This is a genomic window from Azospirillum sp. HJ39 (assembly GCF_041507355.1).
Taxonomy (GTDB): domain Bacteria; phylum Pseudomonadota; class Alphaproteobacteria; order Azospirillales; family Azospirillaceae; genus Azospirillum; species Azospirillum thiophilum.
On the sequence record NZ_CP167905.1, the window covers coordinates 222,216 to 237,552 of the forward strand.

General features: G+C 69.2%; 9 protein-coding genes. 5 read left to right on the forward strand and 4 right to left on the reverse strand.

The features are described from left to right. Window positions 1-42: 42 nt before the first annotated feature. Entirely contained in the window at window positions 43-525 is a 483-nt protein-coding gene (locus ABMY26_RS01700) for a MarR family transcriptional regulator (protein WP_372394744.1), read from the reverse strand. A 527-nt stretch (window positions 526-1,052) separates the two neighbouring features. Further along, window positions 1,053-2,351, reverse strand: a complete 1,299-nt coding sequence (locus tag ABMY26_RS01705; protein ID WP_372394745.1) for an MFS transporter — start codon at window positions 2,349-2,351, stop codon at window positions 1,053-1,055. A gap of 909 nt (window positions 2,352-3,260) precedes the next feature. Between ABMY26_RS01705 and nifJ the strand changes: the two genes are divergently transcribed. From nifJ to ABMY26_RS01730, 5 genes are all read left to right on the forward strand, one after another. Next, a complete protein-coding gene (gene nifJ / locus ABMY26_RS01710) occupies window positions 3,261-6,779 on the forward strand; it encodes a pyruvate:ferredoxin (flavodoxin) oxidoreductase (RefSeq protein ID WP_372395109.1) in 3,519 nt (1,172 codons plus the stop codon). 283 nt (window positions 6,780-7,062) lie between these two features. Then, a complete protein-coding gene (locus ABMY26_RS01715; protein ID WP_372394746.1) occupies window positions 7,063-8,592 on the forward strand; it encodes a tagaturonate reductase in 1,530 nt (509 codons plus the stop codon). 74 nt (window positions 8,593-8,666) lie between these two features. Then, window positions 8,667-8,963 carry a hypothetical protein gene (locus ABMY26_RS01720; protein WP_372394747.1) on the forward strand — a complete coding sequence of 99 codons (297 nt, stop codon included), beginning with the start codon at window positions 8,667-8,669 and terminating at the stop codon, window positions 8,961-8,963. A 60-nt stretch (window positions 8,964-9,023) separates the two neighbouring features. Further along, window positions 9,024-10,088, forward strand: coding sequence for a LacI family DNA-binding transcriptional regulator (locus tag ABMY26_RS01725; protein WP_372394748.1), 1,065 nt, complete (start codon window positions 9,024-9,026; stop codon window positions 10,086-10,088). Between the two features lie 147 nt (window positions 10,089-10,235). Beyond that, window positions 10,236-11,762 carry an FAD-binding oxidoreductase gene (locus ABMY26_RS01730; protein ID WP_372394749.1) on the forward strand — a complete coding sequence of 509 codons (1,527 nt, stop codon included), beginning with the start codon at window positions 10,236-10,238 and terminating at the stop codon, window positions 11,760-11,762. Between the two features lie 51 nt (window positions 11,763-11,813). Here ABMY26_RS01730 and ABMY26_RS01735 read toward each other — a convergent pair whose 3' ends face one another. Together ABMY26_RS01735 and pflA are read right to left on the reverse strand one after the other, a co-directional pair. Further along, the gene (locus ABMY26_RS01735) at window positions 11,814-14,345 is read right to left on the reverse strand and encodes an esterase-like activity of phytase family protein (RefSeq protein WP_372394750.1); all 2,532 of its coding nucleotides are present in this window, start codon (window positions 14,343-14,345) and stop codon (window positions 11,814-11,816) included. A 165-nt stretch (window positions 14,346-14,510) separates the two neighbouring features. Continuing rightward, window positions 14,511-15,272, reverse strand: a complete 762-nt coding sequence (pflA, locus tag ABMY26_RS01740) for a pyruvate formate-lyase-activating protein (protein ID WP_372394751.1) — start codon at window positions 15,270-15,272, stop codon at window positions 14,511-14,513. Window positions 15,273-15,337: the final 65 nt, after the last annotated feature.

The following is a 15,337-nucleotide window of genomic DNA, read 5'->3' on the forward strand; positions in this document are numbered from 1 at the left end:
GCAGAGAGGCAGAGGGGCAGGGAGCAGGGAGCAGGGCGGTCCTCAGATGGCCGGCGGGCCGTCCGTGCCGTCCGCCGCCGGGCCGCCGGCCTGCATGTGGGCGATGATGCGCTTCATCAGGTGGCACAGAACCGCCCGCTCGTCCTCGGCCATGGCCGCGACGGGCGGCCCCAGCGACTGGCGCAGCGGATCGCGGCCCAGCAGCGCCCGCGCGTCGTCCGTCAGGTCGAACAGCCAGCCGCGCTTGAAGCCCGGATGCTGCCGGCGGGTGAGCAGGCCCTTGTCCACCAGGGTGGAGACGGTGCGCGAGACGGGGGCCAGATGGATCCTCTGGAACCGGGCGAGCGCGGTCAGGGTGCGTGCCGGTTCCGGCGCATCGTGGAAATAGCGCAGGGCCACCCATTGCGCCGGGAACAGCCCCTCGGCGAAGCCGATCCCGTAGACGAGCCGGCTGACCTGATCCAGCAGGGTGACCGGATCGTCGTTCGCCATCCACCCATCGCCCGCCTCCGGCGTCTGCAACACGCGCATCTCTCCCCCGAACCCTGCCGGCCGGCCCGACAAATACCCCGAGCCGCGGACTGTATCGAAGTCGACACGTCAGCGGAAGCGGGTGTGTTCGCGCATGCGTGGTCGAACCGCCGCGGACTTCCCGTGGATTATCGCTGAGGGAAACCCTTGGGGAAAACCCGGTCCGGCGCCGCCGCGAGGTCGCCGCAGGGCTGCCGCAGGGCCGCCGCAGAACCCAAGTCGCAAATCCTTGGCGAAACGCTCCCGCTGCGCCCGTCCCCGCTTCCGCGAGACAAAGAAAGAGCCGCCGGAAGCACCGGCGGCTCTGAAGTCCGAGAGGAACGTCCAACAAGTTGTGCCGTGATCGACCACGGCGCATCCAGCGGTACAGCGGCTAATATACTAATATCTCAAGCCCTCGGCAAGCGGCTTCCGGCATCCGGCCGGTTTTTTTGTCCAGTCCGCCCGGCGCGGATGCAAGAACGCCCCCCGGCGGTGAAGCCGGGGGGCGCCTGGATCGCGGGGAACTGTCGGCGGTGCCGTCAGTCCGCGGTGCCGGCGGCAGGGTTGGCGGCCGGGTTGCCGGCCGGGTTGGCGGCCTTGCCGCCGCGCTGGCCCAGCACCAGGGCGATGATCGCGAAGGCGGCCAGGTCGAACACGGTCAGGCAGGCGAACAGCGGCTCATATCCGATGGTGGTGGCGAGCTGGCCGATGATCAGCGAGAAGATCATGCCGCCCATGTAGCCGGCCATGCCGCCGAAGCCGGTCGCCGTGGCGACGTCCTGCTTCTCGAAGGTGTCGGTGACCAGGGCGTAGAGCAGGCTCGACAGCATCTGGTGGGCGAAGGCTCCCAGCGAGAACAGGAAGATGGCGGCGATCGGGCTGACGGTGAAGCTGATCAGGGCCGGGCCGACCATGCACACCGCGCCGATGCCGACGCCGGCGATGCGGGAGTTGACCAGCGACATGTTGAAGCGCTTGACGAAGAAGGGCGACAGGTAGCCGCTGAGGACGCAGCCGATGTCACCGGCCAGGAAGGGCAGCCAGGCGAACAGGGCGAACTGCTTGATGTCCATGCCGCGGGTCGAGACCATGTACAGCGGGATCCAGAAGCTGAAGGTCTGCCACGCCGGCTCGGTCAGGAAACGGGCGGCGGCGATGCCCCAGAACTTGCCCTTGACCAGCACCCGCTTCATCGACGGCTTCGGCAGCTCGGCATGCTCCTGGCCGTCCAGGATGTAGGCGTGCTCCTCCCTGGTCAGGCGCGGATGGTTCTCCGGGTTGCGGTACAGCATGAACCACAGGACCGACATGCCGATGCCGAGCGCGCCGGTGACCAGGAAGGCCTCCTGCCAGCCATAGGTCAGCGACAGCCAGATGACGAAGGGCGGGGCGACCATGGCGCCGATCGAGCTGCCGGTGTTGAACCAGCCGGTGGCGATCGAGCGTTCCTTGGCCGGGAACCACAGGGTGGAGGTCTTCACGCCCGACGGCATGGCGGCCGCCTCGCTGATGCCCAGCAGGCCGCGGAAGAAGGCCATCGACTGCCAGCCGCCGGCCAGCGCGTGCAGGGCGGCGGCGGTGCCCCAGACGAAGGCGAACATGGCGTAGCCGAACTTCAGCCCGATCAGGTCGGTGATGTAGCCGGCGACCGGCTGCATCAGGCTGTAGCAGAGCTGGAAGGCGCTGACGATGAAGGAATACTGCTCGGTCGTGAAATGGAGCTGCTCCTTGAGCGTCGGCGCCAGGATGCCCAGCGTGTTGCGGTCGATGTAGTTGACCACGGTGCCGAGCATCATCAGGGCAAGGATTTGCCACCGCAAACCACGGATCTTCTTCATGTTTTCCTCACATGCCTGCTGCGGCAGGCGCCGATGCGCACGTAGGGGCCCAAGGCGGCGGTCCGTGAAACGGGACGCTTCGCGGCGGGGGTTCGGTGCCGGGCGACGGGGAGCGCTTCCGCGCCGTTTCAAGAGGGCGGGAGCATCGCTGGCAGAGTTATATTAATATATCAGTGCGGTGATCAAGTGGCTTTCCGGTGCCGCTTTCCGGGCCAGCGAAAATGTCGCAGTCCGTTGTTGCGGCGCCCAATGTCTTCGCAAATGCAGCATGGGTGGCGCCGGTATCGGCGGCGTCAGTGCTGCTGCAATGCAGCAAAACTCCGGGTGAAATTCGGGGTGAGGGGTTGTTCTGTTGCGACCTGCCGGATGGGCGTGCCGTTCGGGCCACCGCATCCGTATGCAGGAGGCCATAGCGGCAATTCCGGATAAATGATCTGGATCAATGGCCTGCTCGGGCCTTCCGTTGCCCGGCCGACCAGTCCGCCCGGCGGATCGCTGCCGCCGCCTGCCGTGCCGGGGGACATGACGCTGCGGCGATAAGGCCCGCGCCTATGCTGCGGTGCGACAAAATGGGGGCTTCCTTGCAAAATTGATATATCAGACCGTGGTGCAGTGCAGGACGGCGACCGCTGGAAAATCGGCTTCGGACTGACGCGCGTCATTGCTGCCGGCCCCCTGCCGAACGACCATCCAAGAGGTCGGCCGCCGTTTTCCGTTGCTTTTTTCCCGATTCCTTCCCGCGCCGCCTTGCCGCCGCCCACCCGGCCTTTCCGGCCCTTCCGTCGAAGACGCTCCACGGAGACGACTGTCGCCACCATCGAGGACATTTCCGGCATGACCAACAGCCCTGAACCGACCGCCACCACCGCCGTCCCCGCAACCGCCGCCACCCGCAACGCGGCCCGCATCATGGACGGCAACGAGGCAGCGGCGTCGGTGGCCTACCGCGCCAGCGACGTCATCGCGATCTATCCCATCACGCCGTCCTCGCCGATGGGCGAGTTCGCCGACGAATGGGCGGCGGCACGCCGACCCAACCTGTGGGGCAGCGTCCCCGACGTGGTGGAGATGCAGTCGGAGGGCGGGGCGGCCGGCGCCGTCCATGGCGCGTTGCAGGCCGGCGCGCTGGCGACGACCTTCACCGCGTCGCAGGGCCTGCTGCTGATGATCCCCAACATGTACAAGATCGCCGGAGAGCTGACGCCCTTCTGCATGCATGTGGCGGCGCGCACCCTGGCGACCCACGCGCTGTCGATCTTCGGCGACCATTCCGACGTGATGGCCTGCCGCCAGACCGGCTTCGCCATGCTGGCCTCGGCCAATGTCCAGGAGGCGCACGACCTGGCGCTGGTCGCCCATGCCGCGACCCTGAAGGCGCGGGTGCCCTTCCTGCATTTCTTCGACGGCTTCCGCACCTCGCACGAGTTCAACTGCGTCCACACCCTGGCCGACGGGGATGTGCGCGCCCTGATCGACGATGCGTGCGTCGACGCCCACCGGCGGCGCGGCCTGTCGCCCGACCATCCGGTGATCCGCGGCACGGCGCAAAATCCCGACGTCTTCTTCCAGGCCCGCGAGGCCGCCAACCCCTATTACGACGCCTGCCCGGCCATCGTGCAGGACATGATGGACGCGCTCGCCGCCCGCACCGGCCGGGCCTACCGCCTGTTCGACTACACCGGCCATCCCCAGGCCGAGCGGGTGGTGGTGGTGATGGGCTCGGGCGCCGAGACCTGCGCCGGCGCCGTCGAGCGGCTGGTGGCCGATGGCGAGCGGGTCGGCTGCCTGACGGTGCGGCTGTTCCGCCCCTTCGCCATCGCCGATTTCGTTTCCGCCCTGCCGGCCGGCGTCCGGCGCATCGCCGTGCTCGACCGCACCAAGGAGCCGGGGGCCGTCGCCGACCCGCTCTATCTCGACGTCGTGGCCGCCCTGGCGGAGGCCCGCGCCGCCGACCCGGCGGCCATCGATCCCATGGTCATCGGCGGCCGCTACGGCCTGTCGTCGAAGGAATTCACCCCGGCCATGGCCAAGGCGGTGTTCGACGAGCTGAAGCGCGAGCGCCCGAAGCGCCGCTTCACGGTCGGCATCACCGACGACGTCACCCACCGCTCGATCCCCTGGGATGCGGCGTGGGGCGTCGAGGAGCCGGGCGTCTCGCGCGCCGTCTTCTTCGGGCTGGGGGCCGACGGCACGGTCGGGGCCAACAAGAACTCGATCAAGATCATCCAGGGCCGCACCGGCGGCCACGCCCAGGCCTATTTCGTCTATGACAGCCGCAAGTCAGGCTCGACCACCGTCTCCCACCTGCGCTTCGCCACGGATCCGATCCGCGCGCCCTACCTGATCGGGCAGGCCCAGTTCGTCGCCTGCCACCATCTGCCGCTGATGGAGCGGGTGGAGGTGGTGGAAATGGCCGCCCCCGGCGCCACCGTGCTGCTGAACGCCCCCGGCACGCCGCAGCAGGTGTGGGATTCCCTGCCGGCCGAGGTGCAGCGCATCTGCATCGAACGCAGGCTTTCGCTGCACGCCATCGATGCCGGCGCGGTCGCGCGCGAGGTCGGGCTCGGCCGCCGCGTCAACACCATCATGCAGACCTGCTTCTTCGCCCTGTCCGACGTGATGCCGGTGGCCGACGCCATCGCCGACATCAAGTCGGCCATCGCCAAGACCTACGCCCGCCGCGGCGAGCAGGTGATCGGCCGCAACATCGCCGCCGTCGATCAGGCGCTGGCCCATCTGCACCGCGTTCCGGTGCCCGACCGCGTCACCGCCGACCACATGCGCGCCGCGCCGGTGCCGGAGACCGCGCCCGATTTCGTCAAGCGCGTCACCGGCATGATGATCGCCGGCCATGGCGACCTGCTGCCGGTCTCGGCCTTTCCGGTCGACGGCACCTGGCCGACCGGCACCTCCAAATATGAGCGCCGCAGCATCGCGGCGGAGGCGCCGGGCTGGAACGCCGACCTCTGCATCGAGTGCAACAAGTGCGTGCTGGTCTGCCCGCATGCCGCCATCCGCGCCACCGTGGTGCCCGAATCGGCGCTGGCCGGCGCCCCGGCCGGTTTCGAGACCATCCCCTACAAGGGCCGCGAGTTCCCCGGCGGCCGCTACCGCCTGCAGGCCTCGCCGGCCGACTGCACCGGCTGCACCCTGTGCGTCGCCGCCTGTCCGGCCCATGACAAGGGCGGTTCCGGCCGCCGGGCGCTGGAGATGCGGCCCATCGATGCGCTGGCCGGCCAGCAGGAAGCGTTCGACTTCTTCCGCACCCTGCCGGCCATCCCGCGCGAGGCGGTTCCGGCCACCGTCAAGCACACCCAGCTGCTGGAGCCGCTGTTCGAGTTCTCCGGCGCCTGCGCCGGCTGCGGCGAGACTCCCTACATCAAGATGCTGACCCAGCTGTTCGGCGACCGCATGGTGATGGCGAACGCGACCGGCTGCTCGTCGATCTTCGGCGGCAACCTGCCGACCACGCCCTACACCACCGACGCCACCGGCCACGGCCCGGCCTGGGCGAATTCCCTGTTCGAGGACAATGCCGAATTCGGCCTCGGCCTGCGCGTCGCCATCGACCAGATGTCGGAGCAGGCGCGCGACCTCCTGGCCCAGCTGTCGGGCCGGCTCGAACCCGGTCTGGTGACGGAGCTTCTCCAGGCCGACCAGTCCGGTTCCGCCGGCATCGTCGCCCAGCGCGGCCGCGTCGCCACTCTGATCGGGCAGCTCGCCGCGCTGCCGGATCCCCTGGCCCGCCGGCTGGAGCAGCTGTCCGACTATCTGGTCCGCAAGAGCGTCTGGATCGTCGGCGGCGACGGCTGGGCCTACGACATCGGCTATGGCGGCCTCGACCATGCGCTGGCGTCGGGTCGCGACGTCAACATCCTGGTGATGGACACCGAGGTCTATTCCAACACCGGCGGCCAGCAGTCCAAGGCGACGCCGATCGGCGCCTCGGCCAAGTTCGCCACCGCCGGCCGCTCGGCGGCCAAGAAGGACCTCGGGCTGATGGCGATGGCCTACGACCATGTCTATGTCGCCCGCACCGCCTTCGGCGCCCGCGACAGCCACACGCTGAACGCGCTGATGGAGGCGGAGAGCTACCGCGGCCCGTCGCTGGTGCTCGGCTACAGCCACTGCGTCGCCCACGGCTACGAGCTGTCGCATGGTTTGGAGCATCAGAAGATGGCGGTGGAGAGCGGCCACTGGTCGCTCTACCGCCGCGACCCGCGCCGCCTTGCCGATGGCGGGACCGCGCTGCAGCTGGACAGCGGCGCCCCGTCCGCCGGTCTGGCCGCCTTCATGGCCGGCGAGGCGCGTTTCAGCGCGGTGGAGCGCGGCAACCCCGGCCGCTACCAGGCCCTGCTCGGCGAGGCGGAAGCGGAGATCCGCCGCAAGCGCCACCTGTTCGAGCATATGGCCGGCTTCAAGGAGTAGGGGAGGGTCAGACCCCCACCTAACCTCCCCCGCTGGGCGGGGGAGGGACTGCCGCCGCTTTCCCGCTCAAGCACTTGCTCCCTCTCCCGCGAGAGCGGGGGAGGGTCGGGGAGGGGGCAGCACCGCGACGCCTCCCCATCCCCCCATCCCCCAAGCCCGAATTGCCGCACCCGTTTCCCCTTGCACCCTACATTAATATATTAGTATATTGAAGCCATCGCCCGCGCCCCCGTCCGGCGGCGCCGGCCCCCGGATTTCCAGTTCCCGTTAAGGATGCCCAGTCATGCGTTCCCTGACCCGTGACCAGCTTGCCGGCGGCGCGTTCGATGTCGCGCACACCGGCGGTGCGCCGATCCCGCCCGTGACCATCCTCCAGGTGGGCGACGGCAACTTCCTGCGCGGCTTCGTCGACTGGATGGTCGATGTCGCCAACGGCCAGGGTCTGACCAATGCCGGCGTCGCCATCGCCCAGCCGCTCGACCAGGGCATCTCCGGTCTGCTGAAGGCGCAGGACAACCTCTACACCGTGCTGCTGCGCGGCATCGGGAACGGGCGGGAGGTCGAATCGCGCCGCGTCGTCTCCTGCGTCGCCGACGCGCTCAACCCTTATGCCGACTGGGCGCGGATGGTCGAGCTGACCTCGTCCCCGGCGCTGCGCTTCTTCGTCTCCAACACCACCGAGGCCGGCATCGCCGACCGCGAGGAGCCCTACACCCCCGGCACCTGCCAGGACAGCTTCCCGGCCAAGGTCGCGGCGCTGCTGCACGCCCGCTACACGGCGCTGGGCGGCACCGCCGACAGCGGCCTCGTCTTCCTGCCCTGCGAGCTGATCGAGGCCAACGGCAGCAACCTCAAGCGCATCGTGCTGGCGCACGCCAAACGCTGGGGCCTGGAGGCCGGCTTCGCCGACTGGATCGAGACGCACAATCATTTCCTGAACACGCTGGTCGACCGCATCGTCCCCGGCTATCCCCGCGACGAGGCCGCGGCGCTTGCCGCCAAGTGGGGCTATGACGACAAGCTGGCGGTCGCCGCCGAGCCGTTCCATGTCTGGGTGATCGAGGGCCCGGCCCACCTGGCCGACGAGCTGCCGCTGCACAAGGCCGGCCTCGACGTGGTGTGGACCGACGACCTCCAGCCCTACCGCACCCGCAAGGTGCGCATCCTGAACGGCGCCCACACCGCCAGCGCGCTGGCCGCCTATTGCGCCGGGCTCGACACCGTCAAGTCGATGATGGACGACCCCACCGTCTCGGCCTACCTGAACAAGGTGATGTTCGAGGAGATCGTCCCCTACGTGCCGCTGCCCGAGGCGGAGCGCCAGGATTATGCCCGCACCATCATGGAGCGCTTCGGCAACCCCTATATCCGGCACGAGCTGATCTCGATCGCCCTCAACTCGGTGTCGAAGTGGCAGGTCCGTGTCCTGCCCAGCCTGAAGGATGCCGTCGCCCGCAACGGCCGGGCCCCGGCCGGCCTGTCCTTCTCGCTGGCGGCGCTGCTGCGCTTCTACCGCGGCACTCTTGCCGACGGCGCCTATGCCGGCAGGCGCGAGGCCGGTTCCTACCCGATCAGCGACAATGCCGAGGTGATCGCCGCGATGAGCGCCGCCTGGGCGGCGCATGCCGGCGATGCCAATGCGCTTGTCGCGGCACTGCTGTCCGACACCCGCCTGTGGAAGGAGGATCTCACCGCCATCCCCGGCCTCGCCGCCCGCGTCGCCGGCAGCCTCGCTGCCATCGAGGCCAAGGGCATGAAAGCCGCCATGGCCGATCTGGTGGCCGATCTGGTGGCCGATCCGGTGGCCGGCTGATCCGGCTTTGCGTTTATCATGATCCCCGAGGCGGGACGTGCCCGCATGGACACGCCCCGCAAGGCATGGCAGAAATGACCCCCATCCTGTCCAGGCGCATCGCCGAGCTGGAACTCGACGCCGCGGTGCTGCGCCACCGCCTTCTCCATATCCCGCTGGCCTTGCAGGAGGATTGCGGACTCTGGAAAAGCCACAAGGCGATCGGCCGCGAGGCGCTCGACCTGTTCCGCGCCGTCAGGCAGGAAACCGGCAGCGACGACGCCGAATGCGACTGGGCGCTGGGCCGGATCGAGGCCGCCTATCAGCTGGTGCACGAGGCGATCCATTCCCTGTCCGCCCTGACACTCGCCGGCCCGCCGACCCGCCATTGACGGGGAGGGGGCCGGGATGTAGCCCTTCCCGCCCAACGCCGCAGAAGGAGAAGCGACGCGATGCAGACGATCGATCAGAGGAAGCGGACACGCCGCGGCACCCAGCGGGTGACGATGACCGACGTCGCAACCGCCGCCGACGTGTCGCCCAGCACCGTGTCGCTCTATCTGCGCCGTCCGGAATCCGTGTCGCACCATCTCGCCGAACGCATCGCCCGCGTCATCGACGAGATGGGCTATGTGCCCAATCTGGTGGCCGGCAGCCTCGCCGCGGCGCGCAGCCGCACCGTCGGCGTCATCCTGCCCTCGATCCTCAATTCCTTCTTCGCCGAGACCTACAACACGCTCCAGGGCATGTTCCAGGCCGCCCATTACCAGACCCTGCTGGGCGTCAGCGAATTCAGCCCGGAGGAGGAGGAGAGCCTGATCCGCGCCTTCCTCGCCTGGTCGCCGGCGGCGATGGTGGTGACCGGCTTCCACCACACCGACCGGACCCGCGCCATGCTGGCCTCCTGCGGCGTGCCGGTGGTGGAGATGTGGGACATGCCGGGGCACCCCGGCGAGGCGGTCGGCATCAGCGTCGGCTTCTCGCATTTCGAGGTCGGCCGCATGCAGACCAGCCACCTCTACGACCAGGGCAGCCGCAAGGTCGCCTATATCGGCGCCGCCGCCCACCAGGATCTGCGGGTGCGCAGCCGCACCGACGGCTACGAGGCGGAGGTGATGCGGCGCGGCCTGCACGATCCCATCGACTTCACCGTTCCCGACGCCGCCACCACCGAGGTCGGCCGCTGGCTGATCGACGAGATCCTGACCCGTCACCCCGACATCGACGGGGTGGTCTGTTCCAACGACGCGCTGGCGCTGGGCGTGCTGTTCGAGGTGACGCGCCGCGACCTGCGGGTGCCGGAGGATCTGGCGGTGGTGGGCTTCGGCGATCTGCCCTTCAGCAGTTCCTGCCCGCCGCCGCTGACCACCGTCCGCCCGCCCCAGCGCGAGATCGGCCGCCTCAGCGCCAGCCGGATCCTGGCGACCCTGGACGGCGCCCGCACCGCGCCGCAGCACCACAATCTCGATTGCGAACTGGTGGTCCGCGCCAGCACCCGGCGGGCGGCGGCGAAATAGCCGGCCATCCGGAAAGCTCCCTCTCCCGTCCCGGGAGAGGGAGCCGCATCCGATCACCCTGACCCATCCCGGCGCGGTTGACGGCATTTATTATCATTAGGATAATAAGTTCCGATAAACACAACCGTTGACAGGGTGGGCCGGCTCATGGCGTTCGGATTGCAATCGTCCCGCCGCAATTTTCTCGTCGGGATGGGCCGGTTCGCCGCGGCGGCGGAGGTGGTCCGGCTGCTGCCGGGCTCCGCAATCGCTGCCGAGGCCGCCGAAACAGGCGGCGCGCTCTGTCCGCCGCCGTCAGCCTGGTCCGATCTGGCCAGGGGGGTGAGCGGCGGCGTGCTGCGGCCGGAGGATCCCTTCTTCGCCGATGTCTGCCGGCCCAACAACCTGCGTTACGGCGCCACCCTGCCGGCCGGCATCGCCCGCTGCGTCACCGCAAGCGACGTGCAGAGCTGCATCCGCTGGGTGAAGGATCAGGCGATGCCCTTCGCGGTGCGGTCGGGCGGCCACAATTACGCCGGCTTCTCCACCACGCCCGGCCTGCTGATCGACATGTCGAAGATGGCGGGGGCCGAGCCGGTCGCCGGCAGGGACGGGCTGGTCCGCGTGCTGGGCGGCACGATCAACTCGCTGGTCTACAAGCAGATGGAACGGCTTGGCCGCACCATCACCCACGGGCGTTGCGACACGGTGGGGGCGGCGGGCTTCCTGCTCGGCGGCGGCATCGGCTTCAACATGCGCAAGTTCGGCATGGCCTCCGACCTGCTGCGCGCGACCGAACTGGTGACCGCCGACGGCAGCCGCCTCACCGCTGACGCCGACCGGGACAGCGCGCTCTACTGGGCCTGCCGCGGCGGCGGCGGCGGCAATTTCGGCATCAACACCTCCTTCACGCTGGAGACCCGCCCGGCGGAGCCGGTGACCGTCTTCAACCTGACCTGGACCACGGATCTGCCCCGCGTGCTGAAGCTGCTGCTGACCGAACTGGCGGAGGCGCCCGACGAGTTCGGCAGCAAGATCAGCGTGACCATCCCGAGCTGGCAGGAGCGCTGCGACAAGGTTCCGCTCTCGCTGTCCGTGCTGGGCCAGCTCCACACGTCGAAGGCGACGCTGAAGGACATCTTCGCATCCACCTGGGAGCTGGCGGAGCGGAAAGTGGTGAAGGAGAACGTGCCCTATTGGCAGGGCCAGGACTTCCTGACCGAGACGACCTTCCCCTATTACTACCAGGAGAAGTCCAGCTACATGACGGCGGCGCGGATCTCCGACGAGGCGATTGCCGCGATGTTCGACTGGGCGGCGCGGATGCCCGCCACATCGATGCCGGTGTCCTTCAAGTTCTTCCAGGTCGGCGGCGCCATCGACCGCGTGGAGCCCACCGCGACCGCCTATGTCCATCGCGGCTACGACTGGCTGTTCACCATCGAGGCCAACTGGTGGCGCCCCACCGATTCCGTGCTGCTGATCGAACGGGCGCTGGAGTGGCAGCAGCGCTTCTACGACGACGTCAACCGCCGCACCGGGGCGGCCGGCGCCTTCCAGAACTTCCCCGACCCGTCGCTGGCCGACTGGCAGCGCGCCTATTACGGCGAGAATCTCGCCCGGCTGGCCCGGGTCAAGGCGGCGGTCGACCCGGCGATGCTCTTCACCTTCGCCCAGGCGATCCGCCCGGCCTGATGGCAGGGGAAAGGGCGGGCAGGATTGCTCCCGCCCGCCCGTGCCCTTTCGTCAGAACCGGTAACCGACCGAGGTGAAGACGCTGTGGTCGCGGTTGTCACGGCCGAACTTGCCGTCATAGCCGACCTGCCACGCCACGGCGCCGCTCAACACCGTCACGCCGGCCCCGGCGCGCAGCCCGTCCCGCTCGGGCGTGCCGAAGGTCCGCGTCACCGTGCCCAGGCTGCTGGTGCTGCGGTTGGCGAGCGTGGCGGCCAGCGTCTCGCCCCCGCGCACGCGGTTCCACTCATAGCTCAGGCGGGCCTGCGGGATGACCGACGTGCTGTCCATCTCGAAACGGTGGGCCGCCTGCCCGCCGAATTCCCAGCTCCAGCCGCGCTGGGTCTGGCTCGGCAGGGTGCCGTTCAGGTGGATCGCGTCGGTTTCGGTGTAGCCGTCGATGGTGGCGCGGGTGTAGCGCGCCGCCGCGACCGGGCCGAACGACCACGCCCCTTCGCCCAGCTCATAGCCGCCGTCGACGCCGACCGACCAGCTGCGCCCCTTGGTTTCGCCGCGGGCGGTCAGGCCGTAGGCGCCGGTGTTGCGGGCGATCTTGTCGTAGGTGTCGAACGAGTAGGTGCCCGACAGGCTGCCGAAGAGCTTGCCGTAGCTCCCCGCCACATAGGGGCTGATCGCGGCGGAGCGCACCTTGGCGCTGCCGGTTTCGCCGAAGGACAGGCTGTTGTGGGCACCGCCCACCGCGAAGCCGGCGACCAGCGTATCGGTGATCCGGATGTCGGCGCCGACCTGCCCGTTGCGCGAGTCGGTGTCGGCACCGGCGGCCAGTCCGGTGTCGTCGGCACGGTCGAAGCCGAGCCGCCCGCCGACCCAGCCGCTGATGACCGGGCCGCCAGCCGCCGGGCCGCCGCCGCCCTCGCCGGAGCCGCCGAGGAAGCGCAGGCCGTTCAGGTGGTTGCGGACCGAGCGCGACGCCGAATCGGCCATCGCCACCGAGGCGTTGCCGAGGCCGCGCGCCAGCGGAAGCGCGGTCTGGCGCAGCGATTCGATGGCCAGCGGATCGACGTAGGTCGGCAGGGTCAGCCGGTAGACCAGCAGCATCGTGTCGACGTTCGACCCGGCGTCATAGGCGGCGCCGACCTGATAGCCGTTGCGGGTCAGGAAGTCGTTGTCGTTGCCGACGAACAGGAAGAAATCGTCGGGCTTGGCGGCGTCGAGCACCGGCAGCAGCCCCATCGCCTCCCACTTCTCCGACAGCAGGTTGGCGTCCTGGGCGCCGCCATTGTGCAGCCCGAACTTCGCCAGCTGGCCGTTGTTGTTGATGCTGAGGAACTGGGTGTAGGACACCGGCGTCACCGCCGCCACCAGATTGCCGCCGGGGGCGACCGGGGTGGTGCCGTCATAGGCGGTGCCGACCAGGTTGGTGGCGTTCGACACGTCGACGATGTCGATGCTGCGGTAGAGCGAGTTGGTGCCGCTCAGCCCCTGGCCGTTGTTGCTGTCGCGCGACAGGACGAGGAACTGCTTGTCGTTCAGGGCCAGCATCTCGCTCTGCGCCGCCACCAGCGTGCTGCTTCCCGAGCGGAAGGTGGGCAGCGGCACGACATAGTGGCCGACCAGCGCCGGGCTGTCCGGGTTGCTGGAGACGTCGTAGATCACCAGGCGGGTGTTGCGCCGGGTGGCGCTGTTGCCGCCGGTGCCGCCGTCCTGGCGGGTGGCGCTCTGCAGCAGCGCCGCCAGCTTGGTCTTGTCCGGGGTCAGCGACAGCCCTTCCAGCCCCTGGTTGTTCTGCCGGCCGCGGGTCGGGTCGGCCGGGGACGGGGCGGGCTGGCCGGTGGCCGGGTTGTTCGACGCGAAGTCGAGCCCGCCGTTGCGCATCGGCAGCAGGGCCGCCGGCGGCTGCACCGCCGAGATCATCCGGCCGCTTGCCGAGAAATGGTAGATGTAGGGGCCGTATTCGTCGCTGATGTAGAAGCTGCCGTCGGCCAGCCGGGCGATGCCCTCGGTGTCGAGGCTGATCTTGCCGTTGTAGGCCTGGGGCAGCGCCGGCAGTCCGTTCGCGGCGGCGCGGACGCCGGTGCGCGGCTGCGGATCGAGACCGGTGGTGACGGCGCCGTTCGCCTCCGTCAGCAGGGTGGTGTCGAGCACGCTCAGCCCGATCTGCGACTGCTGCCCGCTTCCGGCGGCCAGCGCGGCGCTGCCGTAATAGGGCGTCAGCGACAGGGCCAGCGTGTTCAGCCGCGGCCGGTAGTCGGTGGTGCCGGCCACGTTGTAGCCGCGGTCGGGCAGGGCGTACATGATGCCGCTGTAGCTGTCGCCGTTGCGCCGCCAGGAGCTGGCGTCGAAGGTCAGCCCCGACATCGAGCCGAGCGTCTCGCCATACTTGTCGCGGGTGGAGGAGGCGATCCGGCCGACGCCGACCAGACCCTGGTTGGCGAAGCTGGAGCCGCCGACCGTCACGCTGTCCACGGTCTGGGCGGAGGCGACCCCCATCGCGGCCCCGCAGGTGGACAGGACGAGAGAGGCGAGGCCGGTCGCGGACAGCAACGCCGTCCGCAGCCGTCCGGCGCGGTGTGTCTTATGCATTGAAAAGAACCCCCCAAGCGAATCCCAAGCGAATTCAAAAGGGGTATTAGGCGCGGGTGCATGACCGCGTCGTGTCGCCTTCGTGACGTGTCGATGACGTTTCTTTAGGGACGTTTTCATACGGACGTATGAACGGCCCGAACCGGGGCTGCGGCGGGACCGCGATCAGTCCGCCCGCAGTCCCCGCGCCTGGAACTGGCCGCGCACCCGCTCGACCAGCTCGTGCGAGGGCGGTTCGGTGGCCGACAGCATGTAGCGGCGGCCCAGCGCCTTCCATTTGTGCTCGCCCATCTTGTGGAAGGGCAGCACGTCGACCCGGTCGACCACGCCCAGCCCGGCGACGAAGTCGGCCAGCCCGTCGATCTCGGCGGTGTCGTCGGTCAGGCCGGGGACCAGCACATAGCGCAGCCAGATGCGCTTGTTCAGCCCGGCCAGCCGTTCGGCGAACTCCAGGGTGGGGCGCAGCGGCACGCCGGTCAGATGGCGGTAGGTCTTCTCGGAAAAGGCCTTGATGTCGAGCAGGACGAGGTCGACGTCCTCCAGCAGATGGTCGTCGGCGTGGTTGCCGAGGAAGCCCGAGGTGTCGAGCGCGGTGTGCATGCCCAGCGCCTTCGCCCCGCGCAGGATGGCGGCGGTGAATTCCGGCTGCACCAGTGGCTCGCCGCCGCTGAGCGTCAGGCCGCCATGGGCCCGCTTGAGGAATTCGGCATAGAGCGCGATGTCTTCCAGGATTTCGGTCGAGGTCGTCCGCGTCCCGTCATGCATGTGCTGGGTGTCGGGATTGTGGCAGTAGAGGCAGCGCAGCGGGCAGCCCGACATGAACAGCACATAGCGGATCCCCGGCCCGTCGACGGTGCCGCCGGTCTCGACCGAATGGATCCAGCCGGAGACGGAGCCGGTGCGGGGGACGGGGGGAGGCTGTGTCATGGAATGCTTGCTCTTGTTGAAAAGCGGCTTTGCCGGAGGTCCTCGGCCCCCACCCCGACCCTCCC

Coding starts and splice junctions, on each gene's coding strand:
- ABMY26_RS01705 (WP_372394745.1), bottom strand. CDS start 2,351: ATGAAGAAGATCCGTGGTTTGCGGTGGCAAATCCTTGCCCTGATGATG.
- nifJ (WP_372395109.1), top strand. CDS start 3,261: ATGGACGGCAACGAGGCAGCGGCGTCGGTGGCCTACCGCGCCAGCGAC.
- ABMY26_RS01715 (WP_372394746.1), top strand. CDS start 7,063: ATGCGTTCCCTGACCCGTGACCAGCTTGCCGGCGGCGCGTTCGATGTC.
- ABMY26_RS01720 (WP_372394747.1), top strand. CDS start 8,667: ATGACCCCCATCCTGTCCAGGCGCATCGCCGAGCTGGAACTCGACGCC.
- ABMY26_RS01725 (WP_372394748.1), top strand. CDS start 9,024: ATGCAGACGATCGATCAGAGGAAGCGGACACGCCGCGGCACCCAGCGG.
- ABMY26_RS01730 (WP_372394749.1), top strand. CDS start 10,236: ATGGCGTTCGGATTGCAATCGTCCCGCCGCAATTTTCTCGTCGGGATG.
- ABMY26_RS01735 (WP_372394750.1), bottom strand. CDS start 14,345: ATGCATAAGACACACCGCGCCGGACGGCTGCGGACGGCGTTGCTGTCC.
- pflA (WP_372394751.1), bottom strand. CDS start 15,272: ATGACACAGCCTCCCCCCGTCCCCCGCACCGGCTCCGTCTCCGGCTGG.